Source organism: Shewanella sp. SM71, assembly GCF_025653905.1.
GTDB lineage: Bacteria > Pseudomonadota > Gammaproteobacteria > Enterobacterales > Shewanellaceae > Shewanella > Shewanella oncorhynchi.
In genome coordinates, this window is the sequence record NZ_JAKKRW010000011.1 from 25,241 (window position 1) to 41,239 (window position 15,999).

The window sequence follows — 15,999 nt, forward strand, 5'->3', positions numbered from 1 at the left end:
AAGCTGCCGAATGTAAATACTAATTATTAAGATTACAGAGCATTGTGCTGATATGCTTAGTAGGTGATAAGGAACTACGGGAACCTCAGAGAATATAACTAACAAAAACCTAAATATTCATACTTGAAAATATGACACATATTATTATACTCACCTTAATTATTTTAAATTAAAAATTTACCTTTAGGAAAGTTTAGTTTCGAAAATTAATTTATTAATGTGTACACATATGTTTATGTTTACAAATCTATATATATTAAGTCATAAGTCAGGTCTAAAATATCTACTTAGACCCGACTTACTATGTTTAGCTTAACTGTTAGAATAACCCAGTTTTAATTGTAATGCTTTTATTAACTCACTCTGTTTTTTGACCAAAGCCTCCTGTCCTAAAAACGTAAAGTCTTCAAATCCAGTTTTCATATGAGTCGATAGGAATCTTGATATATCAGCTTTAAGACTGTCGGCTCCATGGATGTTTGCCATAAATTGCTTTTCCAACTTTGCCTGCGCATCTTTACCATTCTTAGTAGCGAATCCTTCCATAAAAGGCATTTCTGTAAGAACTTTGAGTGCTGACTGACGGTAATTGCTACCCAGTAAATTCAATTTTTCTTCATTTGTCGTCAGCTGATTGGCTGTGCGACGAGCCCCATCTAAAATAGCTTCCCCTTTTTTCATCTCAATGGCGCCACGGCTACTATCCGAACGGAAAAGCCGAGTTTTTCCTGAATCGAGGCGACTCATCGCCTCAGTAGCAACACCTTTACGCTGCGTCTGGAAAGGCTGATCAGACACAACATCGGCTCGCTTCCATAGATCAGGAAAACGTTTCACTTCGGCCCAATAACTTGAAATCGATTTAGACTGCCCGTTCATTGCCGCCTCTAACGCATCAATATCCGCATACTGCCCATATTGATCGAGTAAAATGCCTTCCCAATTAACCTCCATAGCATTGACAACATAATCGCTAATTTGTTGGCAGAGCAACTCTCTATTAGCTTGATTCATATTGGGCGCTGTTTTAAGTAATTCATCAGAGTAGAGTTCATCCATGGGCTCATTTTTTGTTACAGGTGCCTGAACATCATCATTTTTGATTCCAGTAACTGCTTTTTTAAGGTTGTTTTTATTGAAACCTGTAATTGCATTTAGCAAAGCGTCCTTTCCTCCACCTGACGGCGCAACCACGTCACTTGCCATCGCACCTACTGGCAGGATCGGAGCCGGTGGCGGCAAAGGTGGCGGTGGCGGTGGCGGTGGCAATGTACCACTTGCCATAGTTAATACGACAGGAGGCTGAATATCTCCTTGCACTGTGGATGGTGCAGTACTTTGGCTGGATAAAACCATCCGAGCGTCTTGCATTTTTTTCAATACTTCTTGTAAAAATGAAGTATCGGCATTGGGCGTCACAGGTCGCGCTTTCTGATCTGCCGTTACCGATCGCAACTCAACGCCATCACGAATCGCTTGCATTAATGACAGTCTAGAATCCGCATTTTGCTGCGGCGCTGTAACTGCCATTTTGGCAACTTGGGCTGGTTTGGCTAACTGAAGCGGTTTATTCGCAACTGACTTTTCTTTGCCATTCTTCGAGCGAGATTTAAGACGGATAGATTGAAACAGCGATAAAAAACGCTTTTTTATACTAGGCCTATTACTCACCTGCTTAATCTCGAGTTTATCAGTTGCGGCGTTACTGACGCCCTCACTCTTGATATCTGATGAAGGTGGATTGATGATGTGATTGGAAATTGGCATCCGGTACTCCTCTGGTCATAGGCTCACTAGTGTTTGAAATATGTGAGCAATTAATTATCTACTCCATCACTATATAAATAAGTAGAAAGGGGACACACAGACTTTGTCTGAAATATTCTGAGTAAAACTGGAATGACTTAATCACTCTGTTTATTTAGACAGGTAAAAGTAATCACTAGTTAGTTAAAAATTAGGATTGCTCAAGTAAATTAATCATTTTTTATTCATCATTTGCCATTAACCATTAATAAAATTTTCATTTATTTTAGTATTAATATTCCATTCAGAGATTTGATAATGCCTATTCATACAAGCAATTATTCTAATTTTTCCAGCTATAAAAGCTACAATCAATTCGCAGCTATACCTAACACGCTCAATATCGTAAAACTTTCCCAACGTAGAGCTGATACGCTAAAGCCTGTGAAAACGATAAGTTCATTCGCAGAGATCAACAATGTCAAAAAATCTCTCCATCGAGTGAAAATCGAAGCGGCTCAGCTAATACAAAAAAGTTATCGCTCTTATCAACAAAAAAAAGCTGAAAAAGAGCTCAATACAGTAGGTATAAAATCACTCACAAATGCTAAGGCAGGACGTAGCTACTTCTATAATGCACAAACCGAATTAGTCGCAAAAACACCAACTAAGTTTCAACCTGCTGGGAAAGGAACCTACAAACAGTTAGTACGCCAAGATAGTCAATTTGTGCAATTACATATTCATAATGACACGTTTGATATAGATAAAAATAAATACAACCAATTAGCAATGAACCAACTTAGATCGCATCCTTCAATTTGTCCTTCTATTTATGTAAACGATTCGACCATGATTGCCCATAATGGTGGCATTGAAGTAGCGCAATTAATTGAACAAGGGGACAAGATTCCCTTAATTCACTTTAAATCACTCTTAGAAGATTTATGTTCCTTACATAGCGAGGAGATATTCCTGCACGATATTAAACCTGAAAATCTAACCTATAAAGGCAGCCATGTGCATCATATTGATGTGGAAAATCTGGTCGCGGCGGATTATAACGATGGCGAGAATGGTATTGTCTGCACGCCAGAGTACACCACAGCGCATTTAACAAATGCGATTTTAAACGGGGATCCACTCGCAGACCAAAACCACGATAACTACGCCATTTTATTGAGCATGATTGGAGCCACTAGCGGTGACTTCTTCCCAAATGCCCCAGTTGTAAACCCACAACGTATTTTCGGGCTCATGGGTAAGGATCTAATAAGAGCTCAAGGCTGGATACAAGAGCACATCAAGCCTGAGTACCAAGCGACAGCAGGAGCATTACTTAAGTGTCCAGGAACCAATAGCGATTCAACGCCCTTAATCGATATGATTAATTGGAAGTAAACTGTCTCAAACCGCTTGTAACAATCAATGATTGGAGCTCTATTTCCATAGATGGCTCCATAACCACTTTTTATGGTTATGGAGCTAACAACGGTTCTTAGTTCTGTGATGACTTTATGAGCTGAACGTGCAAATAGTACATTCATCAAAGTATGTGTACTATTTCTATCCACTAAATCATCTCTGTGCATAATGGCTTTTAAATCACCTCTTTTGCTGATGCCAATTTAGTTACAATTTCAGCTATAGCGTGAATAAACGCGAGTATTCCCATGCAATTTCATTTGCTTAGTATTAACATTGGGCAATCAATGTCAGCATTTATCGCATTCAAGTTACTAAGGTGAGCTAGTCGCCTTGGTTGAATGCGGCTATATTAGGCAGATTCGTTTTCAATTTCAGCCAGTTGGTTAATCTTAACTGTTTCTCGTCAGTAGAATAAGCACCAATCTGAGCAATTAAAGGACATCCCATGGGACAAGAAACCTCGAAAATCCTCGTCGTCGATGATGATATGCGCCTGCGAGCGTTACTCGAGCGTTACCTGATGGAGCAAGGTTATCAGGTGCGCAGCGCGGCCAATGCCGAGCAGATGGACCGCCTATTAGAACGCGAAAACTTCCATTTACTCGTGCTCGACTTGATGTTGCCCGGTGAAGACGGCCTGTCTATCTGTCGTAGACTGCGCCAACAAGGTAACCCCATTCCGATCGTGATGCTGACAGCCAAGGGCGATGAAGTCGACCGTATTATTGGTTTAGAGTTGGGTGCTGACGATTATCTGCCAAAACCTTTCAATCCACGGGAATTACTTGCACGGATCAAAGCCGTGATGCGTCGCCAAACCCAAGATGTGCCCGGTGCGCCCGCTCAGCAGGAAGCACAGATTAGCTTCGGTGAGTTCTCGCTAGATTTAGCGACCCGTGAGATGTACCACGGCGACGAATCCATCGCACTCACTAGCGGTGAGTTTGCCGTGCTTAAAGTGCTCGTTACCCATCCACGCGAGCCCTTGTCTCGGGATAAATTGATGAACCTCGCCCGTGGCCGCGATTATTCGGCGCTAGAACGCTCCATCGACGTGCAAGTGTCACGTCTGCGGCGTTTAATCGAAAAAGACCCTGCGAATCCACGCTACATTCAAACGGTGTGGGGATTAGGTTATGTGTTTGTGCCCGATGGCGCAGCGCGTCGATGAGCCGCGCCGCCATCTTAATCTACTGCGGTTATTGAGCCCACGATGAAACCTAAGTTTTGGTGGCGGTTTGTTCCTCGCAGCGCATTTAGTCAAACCGTGATGCTGATTGGTTGCCTATTACTGATCAATCAGCTGGTGTCTTACGTCACGGTCGCCGTCTATGTACTTAAGCCAAGTTACCAACAAATCAATCAGTTAATCGCTCGCCAAGTCAAATTACTGTTTGTCGACGGCATAGATATTGGCCGCGAACACTTAACCATAGTCGATGCCCTTAATGCCAAAGTCCACGACGATGGCATGAAAATCTACAATCAACAGCAAGCGCATGAAGCGGGTATTGAGCAAGCCACTTACTATGGTTTCTGGTCATCGCAGATGTCGGAATATCTTGGCGGCGATGCTGAAGTCCGCGTCACCCATGGCAGCGTATTACAGATTTGGATCCGTCCACCACAGGCGCCCTCTATTTGGATAAAAGTGCCACTTATCGGCCAAAATGTTTCAGATCTTTCGCCACTCACCCTTTATTTAATGGTGATTGGCGCACTCAGTGTCGCTGGGGGATGGTGGTTTGCTCGCCAGCAAAACCGCCCACTTAGGCGACTACAAAAAGCCGCGATTTCAGTCTCCCGCGGTGAATTTCCCGACCCCTTGCCGCTAAAAGGTTCGAGTGAAATTGTCGAAGTTACCAATACTTTCAACCAGATGGCACACAGCATGAAGCAACTGGAGCAGGACAGAGCGCTATTGATGGCAGGGATCTCCCACGACTTGCGCACGCCACTCACCCGTATTCGCCTCGCCTCAGAGATGATGGTTGAGGAAGATCAATATCTTAAAGATGGCATAGTCAACGATATCGAAGATATGGACGCCATCATTAGCCAGTTTATTGCGTATATTCGCCAAGATCAGGAAACCAGCCGTGAGCTAGGTCAAATCAATAAACTCATTCAAGATGTCGCTCAAGCAGAAGCCAATCGCGCCGGTGAAATAGAAGTGGTGTTAACTGACTGCCCCGAAGCCCAATTCCAAGCGATTGCCATCAAGCGGGTACTGAGTAACTTAGTCGAAAATGCCTTTCGCTATGGTTCTGGCTGGATCCGCATTAGCTCACAGTTCGATGGCAAGCGTGTCGGTTTTAGCGTTGAAGATAACGGCCCAGGGATCGATGAGTCGCAAATTACCAAATTATTTCAACCCTTTACCCAAGGTGATATCGCCCGTGGTAGTGTTGGTTCGGGCCTAGGCCTCGCCATTATCAAACGGATTATAGATAGACACCAAGGGCAAATTACCCTCTCCAACCGCGCCGAAGGCGGTTTAAAAGCCCAAGTGTGGCTGCCGCTGGAATAACGCGAGATCACATATTTGCAAATCAAATGACAACGCTGACATCCAAGTGAGCACTTGTCATATTAATGTCACCTTAAATTCATAAACTCAGCACAGTTACTGGCTCTGACCATTATGAAGATTGCAAAATGAAAATTTCAACGCTGTCGCTTTCTGCTTCTGCCCTGTTGTTATTGCTCGCGGGATTGCTAGCAGCCGTAGTGCTGTGGAGCAGTGATCAGCGGCAACAAATTGAGCAGCAAACACTTACATTACAAGCTATTCAGCAGGATTTTCTCGTCGGTGTACGCCGCGATCTCGATGGCTATTTAGCCAGTGGCAACGCTAGCCAACTTGAACAAGCGAAAACCAAACTCAGCTCCATTAAGAACCAGCTCACGCAGCTTAACCTCGCAGCCATGGGCGCTACCGACAATGACTTGCAAGCCAGCCTAAGCAACTTCATTCAAGATTTAGATACCAAGTACCGCGCCGCGGGTAAACTCGCAGGCAATCCTAGGCAACTGCTCGCCCACGCCGAATCTGAAATGCTCGACTACAACCGTCGTCTGGGCAGCTATGCCGATAAAGGCTTAGCCACAAATGCGGCGGTCGCCGAACAATATCTGCAATTGAGCCGCGATTTACCTTCTATCGTCTACCAACTTTCCCAGCTGACCGATGGCTATCTGATCGGTAAAAATCAGCAGCTCAAGGGTATTTTAGACAGCACCAGCAAAGAGCTAAATACGTGGCACGACTCCCTCAGCGCACTGCCGTTAATCGGCGTATATGAACAGCAAGAAGCAGATGAATTTGCACTCGGTGCCAGCGAACCGGAACAAATTGAAATCGGCGAGAGTGACCGCAGTGAACTGCTCAGTCTCGCCAATCGATACAACAAAGAAGTCGCCAATACCCACCAATTACTGCAAACCAACCAAGAGATGCAAGATCAACTCATTCAAGCGATTAGCAATGTGGAACAACAGCTTATTGGTTTAGGTGAGGCTCAGGCAGCAAAGAACCAGCAGCTGAAATATGAGTTACAGCTAATCCTCTACACTATGGTTTCCATCATGGCCTTGTTTGCGATTGGTTATTTAATCCTGCAGCAAAATCGTGTCGTCAAACCGCTAAAACGTCTCAACCAAGCTTTTATGAAATTAAGCGAATCGAACAGCCGCGAGCGTTTAGACATTAATCGTCGCTGCGAGACGGGCCAAATCGCAGGTCATTTCAACCAGTTACTGCACAGGTTTGAACAGGAAGACGAGGCACAGCGCCAGCAAATCACTAAGGTTTCTCAATCATTAAGCCAACTGGTGGCGCGCATTACTCAGCTATCACAACACACAGAGCATACCCAAACGATTGTGGCCGATACGCAAACACAGACCGAGCATATCCGCAGCCTCGCCAATGAGGTGAGCCACACTTCGGCGCTTGTGGAAGACAGCGCCGCCGAAACCATGCGCCAAATGCAGTCGAGTCAAGCACAAGCCGAGGCGGTATTGAGCGCAACTGAGCAGACGCAAACCGCCGTTGGCCTTTGCCATGCTTCCCTTGAAAGCCTGAATAACTCAGTGACGGATGTGTCGAAAATCATTGATGTAATTGGCAATATCGCCGAACAAACTAACTTACTCGCCCTCAATGCCGCCATTGAAGCTGCGCGGGCGGGAGAGCAAGGTCGCGGCTTTGCCGTGGTTGCCGATGAAGTGCGAAATTTAAGTCAGCGCACCCAAGTGTCTTTAAACGAAATCGTGAAGATTCTGCAGCAACTGACCCAATCGAATCATGCCCTCAGTGAGAGTGTCGATGGCATAGCACAGGCCACCAGCAGCCAAAAACTGCGCGCTCAAAGCCTATGGCAAGTGGCGCAAACGGTGCAAAACCAAGCGAGCGACATGGCCAATACCGCTAAACAAGGCTCGCTCAATGCCAAGGAGCAAGTCGATTATCTCGATCAATTTGTGCGCACTATGGATAGCTTAAAAGAGCAGGCACAAACCAGTTCACAACAGAGTGAAGTCATCGCCCAAGAAGTACAGCAGAGTGTAGAAGATATTGAAACCAGCTTGGGGATTGGGCAAAGCCAAATAAACCGTGCGGCCTAAAACCGCACGTTTATTCACTTAATTTCTCTATTTGTGTTTAATCGTCGATTCGACAATTGTGGATATTAGAGCCATCGAACTGACATTCGACATCAACCCATTTGCCTTCAAATGGCGTTAATGAAGCATCAGTCGCTTGATAGCCCCACAAGGTCTTTTGCATCACTAAACCCGACAAATCAAGCTCATTGCTTCGCACTTCAAGATCAATTTCTTTCACTAACCACTGGTTATCTGCAAGTTCAACACCTTCTATTTGAATCCATTTTTGGTCAAGTGTCGCTAAGGTTAAACCGTCATCGAATTGAGTTCTGGCATCAATATCAAATGTAAATCCATTAATTTGTAGCTGATTATTGGTGGTCAGTGTCGCCAGACCTTCTAGCTCGAACTTTTTACCTAAGGTTGGAGGTATTCCACCATTATCATGTGATGTTTCAAATTCAACTTCTCTGGCCCATAAACCCTGCGGCATAGATTGAATATCTACATCGACTAACTTGCCTTCAACCAAGTTAGCTTGCTTGCCATCTTCAAATTGAGTATTTGTAGTGACATAGAGTCGAGTACGGGCATTAAGCTCAAACTGCGTTTTATCTTGGTTGACCCAAGTAATAGTCCCTTCTAGCTCCATATCGTTACAAGACGCCGTATCTTCCACCTCGACTTCAGAGGCCAAAAATGAAGCACCACTTTGCTGGCCTTCCACTTCGACCCATGCGCCTTCCTGTAAGCTGCCTTCTAAACGTGCGTTGGCATAATTAATCACTGCCGAACCGATATTGAATTGTTGCGTGGCCTTGTTTAATCCAGAGACACGTCCCTCTATTTCAGCAAACGCAAAATTGGGGATAAGGTTTATAGAATTAACCTGCCATTCTCCCATTACCGTTGGGTAACCATTTACCGCCACCCAATCGCCTACTTTATACTGGGTAGCGTCCGCTGGTTTAACGACTAAATTAATCCCATTAACGGCAATAGTATTTTGATTAACGGAACTGATTTCACCCACAAGGCTTGGATCTAATATGACATTTTTAGCCTGTTGGCCTTCATTATCAATTTTGACCCTCATCCCCATTTGAATGGCATTAACCTCTAACGGCTGTTGACCATAGTGAATCTTAGCATTAGCGATATTGACGTTATATCCATTGACCGTAATCGAATTATTGTCAGAAGCAATATTTGTTACTGTACCGTTAATTTTTGCGGGTAACGTAGGTTGTGGAACGATAGGATCGGGTTTAGAGGTATCTGTTGATGAATCATTACCACCGCAACCTGCCAGCAAAATGGCCGTAATACAGACTAAGAGTTTATTCATTTTCTTCCCTATTTTGTCTTGTTAAATCAGTGCTGGGCATCTTAGTATGAAGATCGTCAAGCAAATGTGAAGAAATGAATTAACCTATGAAAGTATTAATTGTTGATGATAATCATGATGTTATTGAAACAATCATGGATTATTTAACCCTAGAGGGGATTATTGCCGACTGTGCATATCACGGGGAAAGTGCAATCAATTTGATTCAACAAAACCATTACGATGTCATCATAATGGATATTATGATGCCTAAATTAGACGGTATTAATACGGTCAAAAAACTGCGTGAAGAAATTTATTGTAATACACCGATTATATTTTTAACCGCCAAAGATAGTCTGCAGGATAAAATTGATTCTTTTACATCAGGTGGGGATGATTTTTTAAATAAACCTTTCGCGATGGAAGAATTATGCTTACGACTACATTCACTGCATAATCGTGGCCCACGTTTAGATGTGGGTATTTTGCGCTTCAGTGATATCAGTTTAAATTTGCAAACCCATCAAGTTACCCGTGCTGGTAAAGAAATTAAGCTCAGTAAAATTCAGCGCACCATTCTTTCACTGTTACTAAAACATGCGCCCGCTATCGTGAGTAAAGAGCAATTGGTAGATACAGTATGGGGAGATGATGCACCTTCGAGTGATTCACTTCGCAGCCACATATACAGCTTACGCAGTGCACTCGATAAAGGTTTTTCAGACTCAAAATTAGAGACTATCCATGGCCAAGGTTACCGACTTATCCCCTGAGCATTTTCCGAGTTTATATAAAAAAATCCGCCTCACTTTTTTAGTATTAACTAGCTTGATGTTTGCCATTTTTTGGAGCCTCATTTATATCGCCGAAGAACAAATTGAGAAGATTAGCCTCGAGCAAACGCTGGCCACAGAGACTCGCGAATATCTAAAGAATTATCAAAGGTTTGGTGATAAAGCACAGCTCCCCGATATCAATGAATTGAAAACATATTGGAGCAAAGAGTTTGTACCAGCTTGGCTGCAACCTTATCAAAATACCGGATTTTACGAACATCAACTGGGTGACGAAGATAAACACTTTTTAATATCCGCTCATCCTTCTGGGCAAGGGCTGTTGTATGTGGTTTATAAGGATGACGCGGACGATTTCCTTGATAGCTATGAAGATAGAATGCACATTTTGATCTCTATTATGGGGATCGGTTTGCTCCTGTTTATCATGGCGTATGGATTGTATTTTGTACGTCTGCTATCCAGTCCACTTGCTGAGATTGAAAATAAAATCAATCAACTATCACCAAAAAGACCAACATCAACACCGAGTACTTCATACCGTGAAACCCGCCAGATTGAGCAAACCCTATTAAGCAACAAAGCTAAAATTGCCGCCTACTTCACTCGGGAACAAGAATTTAGCCGTTTTGCCTCCCATGAACTACGCACGCCCATTATGGTGATCCAAGGTTCGGTAGAATTGCTCAAAAAAATCCCCAATGCGACAACCGAGGCTCAACAATTAATGGTCAAAAAAGCCATTACACGTATTGATTACGCAGGGCATCAAATGAAAACGCTCACCGAGGCCTTTTTACTTCTCGGAAAAGAAGACATTGAATCCCAGCACTACAGCCAAATTGATTTAGCACCACGCCTTGAACACATTTTAGCTGAATTGGCGCAGCACTTTGCCAAGCAAGAAATCACCTACAGCTTAACGCTTAAAGATTGCTTGAGCATCAAGGCGCCACTGAGCTTTATTGACATAGTGATAGGTAATTTAATTAAAAATGCTTTCAATTACAGTGCCGGAAACATTGAAATTACGATGCAAAGCAACCAATTATGGATACTGAATCCACTAAGCACTCAAAGTACTGATACATCAGGCTATGGCTGCGGATTAATTATTATTGAACGTATTTGCGAGCGAATGGGCTGGGCATTTTCAACCCAAAACGATGGTGCTAGCTATCAGGCTTATGTTCAGTTTATAGATAATGCCCATTAACTGAAGTTATCTTGGATAAATGACCTCGTTTTAGCAAATTCTGAGTTGCAAACCCAATCTTCACAACCGCTTCACGCTTGTCTTGGCACTATGCTCGCAACACTGTAATAGCCATTGAGGCTGAGTTACATAAAACCATAGAAAGGACAAACAGATGAATAAAATGACTCTTACCGTTTTCGCAATGGCACTTTCATTCACGACTATGGCCAGCCAAGCAGGCTTTCAACCTACAACGGGTGAACCTCAAATACAGGGTGGCTTCCAAGGGCCGAGCGCAAGACAAGTGATTCATGATGTGGTGAGCGCGCTCAATGCCAGTGATGACGCCCAAATTGAGTTAACGGGCCATATCATTTCTTCCATTGGACACGATGATTATATTTTCCGTGACGCTACGGGTGATATTAAGGTCGAAATTGATGATGATTTATGGCGCGGCAACACAGTAACACCTGAGACTCAGGTCATTATTCGTGGTGAAGTGGATAAAGATTGGTCTGAAGTGACCATAGATGCAGACAACATTCAAATCGTACAATAAATTGATTTAGTTAAAGCCAGCCAATCAATGGCTGGCTTTGGTCACATCCAAACTTCATGTCTTAAATACGCTTAGATAGCAGCCAAAACAACTTCAGCTTTACTGGCTTCAAAAGCCTTTGGCTCTTCTACATTCAGTAGAGTCACTACACCATTATCGATGATCATGGCATAACGTTGTGAACGCACGCCACCAAAACCGGCAGTATCCATCTCTAAACCTACGGCTTTAGTAAAGCTGGCATCGCCATCGGCTAACATCATTAATTCAGAGGCATTTTGTGCTTCGCCCCACGCTTTCATCACAAAGGCATCGTTCACAGCAACACAGGCAATCAAATCCACGCCTTTCGCTTTAAATTGATCGGCTAATACCACATAGCCAGGTAAATGCGCTTCAGAACACGTTGGAGTAAAAGCACCTGGCACTGCAAACAATACGACTTTTTTACCCGCGAACAATTCGGTAACTTGGTGATTCACCATGCCATCTTTAGTCAGTTGACCTAATGTGGCAGCAGGTAATGTTTGACCTTGAGCAATCATGTCTTTCTCCATTTAGTTAAAATAACTCATCCATACTAGCCCTATTTACCGCAGATAAACACCGAGAGAAATAAGGGCGATTAGACTCGAGTTCGATTCAACCGCAGCCCCGCACACAAACTAAGACATAACAAACCTAATACTGAGAAGGCGCCGCCACTTTCCTCAACAACGATAATGTCGGGCTCTCTGTCTCGATCGCTACTTTCCAATGGCAGCGCATACAAACTATCGGTCTCATCGGCGCTAATGGTCGCAACAATATCGCTGTAACCCACTTCATACACATCAATCAACACATCATAGTGATCCGTCGCATAACCCGTGTAGAGCGTGGTCAACACTTCGTAATCGTCCTGTGTCGAATCGCCGTAAATGGTAAATACGTCTGTGGTGTAGTAATGCACCCAAGGGCCACCATCACGACTGAGATAAAGCTCGGCAAATAAATCAGCTCTTTCATTAAGATATGAACCATTGACATCAACGTCGAAGGTCACGCTAAACGTTTGATAAAACCCATCGTAGTCAAAGTCTTCAAACAAACGACTGCTGGCATCAAAAATCGAAAAGCTGTGATACACAGGTGCGCGGTAGGGATCTTCACTGGTCGCGCTCGAACTCGGAATCCCTTGGCTCGCATGTTTCGCTGTTACTTGCTCACGCGTCATCGGCGAGGCGCCCATAAGTTGCACTCGGTTTGCAGTCGGCGCTTTGGATGATAAGGCTGGCGCCAAGGATTTCACGGCCGCAGCGGCGACTTCAGTGACATTTTTTGCGGGCGCGGCTTGTTGTAACAAAGCTAAAGCTTGTTGTTCCTGCTCAGCAGCTTGCTCGCTATTTTCTGCTTTTTTGGCAATACCAACGCTGGCTGCAGTAAATGGCGTTAAGCTTTGCGATGACTCCAGTTCGCGGGGCTGAGCGCTAGCGACAGATGACGCTAAAAACAGCGCAGCAATAGCCGTTGCCATAAACAGCTTAATATTAACTGTGGCTGCCATATCTTGCTTATTGAGTATGTTCATCTTGAATATCCTATGGATAACCCGTTCAAATTGGAGCTATTAAAGTGCAATGAAGGTGAACATAAGCTGAACATCAACGCCCACTGTTCTCAGCCAGAAGATACGTTCAGCCCGAGTTCATCTGGAATGGGTAACACTCACAAAACTTAAACGATACAAGCGCGAGCATAGAGATAGACTCGCCAACAGAACTTCAGTTCTGTCACGAATAACAAAATAACTGCCAGAGTTAATTTTGAAGGAATTGTGCCAACCAATTGGCTGATCTCTATGTGTTTGTTAAGGTGATGAGGTATTCTTAGTCGACTCGATAAGTTATCCATCTCACTCATTAACTTAAGATCGCTGAACATTGCGGGTACCCGATATGAAACTTGGTTTGACCTTGGCCCTAATCACTTGCTTATCAGCCTCCTTTGGTTGCATAGCAGGTAATGATAGACATGATGATCGCAATCAGCCTCGTAACCAAGGTGCGAAGAATGAGCAGCGTCGTCTAGCGGTCAATAGCCCTGATCAAGCGGTGGCAATGGCGCAACGACAATTTCAAGGCAAAGTATTGAGCGTACAATCCAGCGGATCGGGATATCGTATTAAAATCCTCAATAATGATGGCCAAGTATTTTCTGTTTCAGTAGATGCCGCAACGGGCCGAGTCTCGAGGAACTAACGATGCGATTGTTACTAGTTGAAGATGATATAGAACTACAGACTAACTTAAAGCAACATCTCCTCGATGCCCATTACAGTATCGATGTGGCGAGTGATGGTGAAGAAGGCTTATTTCAAGCGCTCGAATACAACTATGATGCAGCAATTATCGATGTAGGTTTACCTAAACTCGATGGTATCGCCTTGATCCGTAGCGTGCGTGAACAAAAACGCGACTTTCCTATCCTGATTTTAACCGCAAGGGACAGTTGGCAAGATAAGGTTGAAGGACTCGATGCCGGTGCCGACGACTATCTGACGAAACCTTTCCATCCCCAAGAACTCATCGCACGACTAAAAGCCCTGATCCGTCGCTCCGCCGGTAAGGCCAGCCCCCTGATCTACAACGGCCCCTTTAGCCTTAACACCAGCAGTCTAGAAGTACGTAAAGGCGAAGAACTGGTTAATCTCAGTGGTTCTGAATACAAGCTATTCGAATTTTTTATGTTGCATCAGGGCGAAGTCAAATCAAAAACTGTACTCACAGAGCATATTTACGATCAGGATTTTGATTTAGATTCTAACGTCATCGAAGTCTTTATCCGCCGGTTACGCAAAAAACTCGACCCAGATAATCAATACAACTTAATTGAAACTCTGCGCGGCCAAGGTTATCGCCTAAAAGCGTTAACGTCCGGGCAAGCAGCCGATGAGTAAACGCGCCATGGCGTGGCAAGTGTTGAACTCCCTAAAAGCACGCTTAGTTGCCAGCGCGCTATTATTTATCTTAGTGTTATTGCCTTTGATCGGCGTTGCCTTAAACGATGCCTTTACCGAACAAGTTAAAAGCGCAACCAAGAATGAACTCAGTGCCTATGTCTATTCGATTCTCGCGGTGACTGAAGTCGAAAACAAACAAATCTCCATCCCAGAGTTAGTGTTAGAGAATCGTTTTAACCTCATTCAATCAGGGCTGTATGCCATTGCAACCACTGAAGACGCCAGCGGCAAACAAGATATAGTGTGGCATTCGCAATCTTTTATGGGGATTACGCCACCGCCACATTTTACCATCCCAGCCACGGGTCAAAGCGCATTTGAGCAAATCGAGCTCGCCGATCAACTCCATTTGATTTATAGCTTTAGTGTCAGTTTTGCCAGCCAAAATCAAAACGTGCCTGTGACAATCCACATTATTAAAGACGAGCGAGAATTTCAGCAGCAAATTGATCAGTTTAATCAACAGCTTTGGACTTGGCTGCTGATCTTAATGTTAGTCATGTTAGTGTTTCAATTGAGTTGGTTACTGTGGACGTTGCGGCCTTTAGCACGCTTTACCCAAGAGCTACATTCCGTCGAGCAAGGTAAGTCGATGCAGCTAAGTAGCCAGTACCCCACTGAATTACAAGCGGTTGCTCGGCAGCTTAATATTTTGCTCAATACCGAACAAACCCAACGAAAACGCTATCGTAATGCCTTGGCCGACCTAGCCCATAGCCTCAAAACACCACTGGCGGTAATCAAGAGTCAGGCCGACTTAAGCGAATCCTCCAGTGAGCAAGTATCAGTGATCAGCAGGATCATTGGCCACCAGCTAAAACGCGCCCAAACCGCAGCGGCGGCCTCGTGGCATTTAGGTATTCGTGTCGATGAAGTCGCCGCTAAGTTATTACGCACATTAGCTAAAATTTATCGAGAGCCACAAATCAATCTCAGCGGCGAGATGGTAGAACACGCAGTATTCAAGGGGGATGAAGCAGATCTGACTGAAATTCTAGGCAATTTACTCGACAACGCCTGTAAAGCCGCGAAGTCTACGGTGACATTAACGCTCACAGGCGATGCCTATCAACTGCTAATCTGTATCGAAGATGATGGCCCAGGGATCAGTGAAGCCCTGCAAAATCAAATCTTTGAACGTGGTATTCGCGCAGACTCCTACCTTCAAGGTAATGGTATTGGGCTTGCTATCGTGCGCGATTTAGTCGACAGCTATAACGGCAGAATTTCTGTCTCTCGTTCAGAAACCTTAGGTGGTGCCAAATTTAGCATCAGCTTTGCACACTCAGTTTAAGTCTTTATTTTCAATGTGATAGATTTATTTCTTCT

Annotated in this window: 14 protein-coding genes; 10 read left to right on the forward strand and 4 right to left on the reverse strand. The window is 44.2% G+C overall.

All coding sequences use genetic code 11. The annotated features are described in order from the left end of the window. Nucleotides 1-312 precede the first annotated feature (312 nt). Nucleotides 313-1,767: a WH2 domain-containing protein gene (locus L5L97_RS12190; protein WP_263182165.1), complete on the reverse strand. Its 1,455-nt coding sequence runs from the start codon at nt 1,765-1,767 to the stop codon at nt 313-315. A 297-nt stretch (nt 1,768-2,064) separates the two neighbouring features. Between L5L97_RS12190 and L5L97_RS12195 the strand changes: the two genes are divergently transcribed. From L5L97_RS12195 to L5L97_RS12210, 4 genes are all read left to right on the forward strand, one after another. Further along, nucleotides 2,065-3,147, forward strand: a complete 1,083-nt coding sequence (locus tag L5L97_RS12195) for a hypothetical protein (RefSeq protein ID WP_263182166.1) — start codon at nt 2,065-2,067, stop codon at nt 3,145-3,147. Between the two features lie 472 nt (nt 3,148-3,619). Then, nucleotides 3,620-4,345, forward strand: coding sequence for a two-component system response regulator OmpR (gene ompR / locus L5L97_RS12200; RefSeq protein ID WP_006079507.1), 726 nt, complete (start codon nt 3,620-3,622; stop codon nt 4,343-4,345). Nucleotides 4,346-4,387: 42 nt separating this feature from the next. Continuing rightward, nucleotides 4,388-5,704 carry a two-component system sensor histidine kinase EnvZ gene (gene envZ, locus L5L97_RS12205; RefSeq protein ID WP_263182167.1) on the forward strand — a complete coding sequence of 439 codons (1,317 nt, stop codon included), beginning with the start codon at nt 4,388-4,390 and terminating at the stop codon, nt 5,702-5,704. 128 nt (nt 5,705-5,832) lie between these two features. Next, nucleotides 5,833-7,803 (forward strand): methyl-accepting chemotaxis protein, encoded by a 1,971-nt coding sequence (locus tag L5L97_RS12210; protein ID WP_263182168.1) that lies wholly within the window; start codon nt 5,833-5,835, stop codon nt 7,801-7,803. A gap of 37 nt (nt 7,804-7,840) precedes the next feature. On the opposite strand, the gene L5L97_RS12215 is transcribed toward L5L97_RS12210, so the two are convergent. Further along, nucleotides 7,841-9,133 (reverse strand): DUF5666 domain-containing protein, encoded by a 1,293-nt coding sequence (locus tag L5L97_RS12215; RefSeq protein WP_263182169.1) that lies wholly within the window; start codon nt 9,131-9,133, stop codon nt 7,841-7,843. A gap of 86 nt (nt 9,134-9,219) precedes the next feature. On the opposite strand from L5L97_RS12215, the gene L5L97_RS12220 reads away from it, so the two are divergent. The 3 genes from L5L97_RS12220 to L5L97_RS12230 all read left to right on the forward strand — a co-directional run bounded on the left by L5L97_RS12220 (nt 9,220) and on the right by L5L97_RS12230 (nt 11,669). Further along, nucleotides 9,220-9,888, forward strand: a complete 669-nt coding sequence (locus L5L97_RS12220) for a response regulator transcription factor (RefSeq protein ID WP_131525518.1) — start codon at nt 9,220-9,222, stop codon at nt 9,886-9,888. Beyond that, on the forward strand, nt 9,860-11,125 hold the full coding sequence (locus L5L97_RS12225; RefSeq protein ID WP_263182170.1) for a sensor histidine kinase: 1,266 nt from the start codon (nt 9,860-9,862) through the stop codon (nt 11,123-11,125). The genes L5L97_RS12220 and L5L97_RS12225 overlap by 29 nt, the downstream gene beginning before the upstream one ends. Nucleotides 11,126-11,279: 154 nt before the next feature. Beyond that, a complete protein-coding gene (locus L5L97_RS12230) occupies nt 11,280-11,669 on the forward strand; it encodes a YgiW/YdeI family stress tolerance OB fold protein (protein ID WP_113940229.1) in 390 nt (129 codons plus the stop codon). A gap of 71 nt (nt 11,670-11,740) precedes the next feature. Here the strand turns inward: L5L97_RS12230 and L5L97_RS12235 are convergent, their stop codons facing one another. Together L5L97_RS12235 and L5L97_RS12240 are read right to left on the reverse strand one after the other, a co-directional pair. Then, nucleotides 11,741-12,214 (reverse strand): peroxiredoxin, encoded by a 474-nt coding sequence (locus L5L97_RS12235; protein ID WP_263182171.1) that lies wholly within the window; start codon nt 12,212-12,214, stop codon nt 11,741-11,743. An 80-nt stretch (nt 12,215-12,294) separates the two neighbouring features. Beyond that, nucleotides 12,295-13,239 carry a choice-of-anchor H family protein gene (locus L5L97_RS12240; protein ID WP_263182172.1) on the reverse strand — a complete coding sequence of 315 codons (945 nt, stop codon included), beginning with the start codon at nt 13,237-13,239 and terminating at the stop codon, nt 12,295-12,297. Between the two features lie 367 nt (nt 13,240-13,606). Between L5L97_RS12240 and L5L97_RS12245 the strand changes: the two genes are divergently transcribed. From L5L97_RS12245 to L5L97_RS12255, 3 genes are read left to right on the forward strand one after another with little or no spacing between them, the layout of a single operon-like run. Continuing rightward, nucleotides 13,607-13,909: a PepSY domain-containing protein gene (locus L5L97_RS12245; RefSeq protein ID WP_105250671.1), complete on the forward strand. Its 303-nt coding sequence runs from the start codon at nt 13,607-13,609 to the stop codon at nt 13,907-13,909. A 2-nt stretch (nt 13,910-13,911) separates the two neighbouring features. Continuing rightward, nucleotides 13,912-14,607: a response regulator transcription factor gene (locus L5L97_RS12250; protein ID WP_105250672.1), complete on the forward strand. Its 696-nt coding sequence runs from the start codon at nt 13,912-13,914 to the stop codon at nt 14,605-14,607. Continuing rightward, a complete protein-coding gene (locus tag L5L97_RS12255) occupies nt 14,600-15,964 on the forward strand; it encodes an ATP-binding protein (RefSeq protein WP_263182174.1) in 1,365 nt (454 codons plus the stop codon). The genes L5L97_RS12250 and L5L97_RS12255 overlap by 8 nt, the downstream gene beginning before the upstream one ends. Nucleotides 15,965-15,999 lie beyond the last annotated feature (35 nt).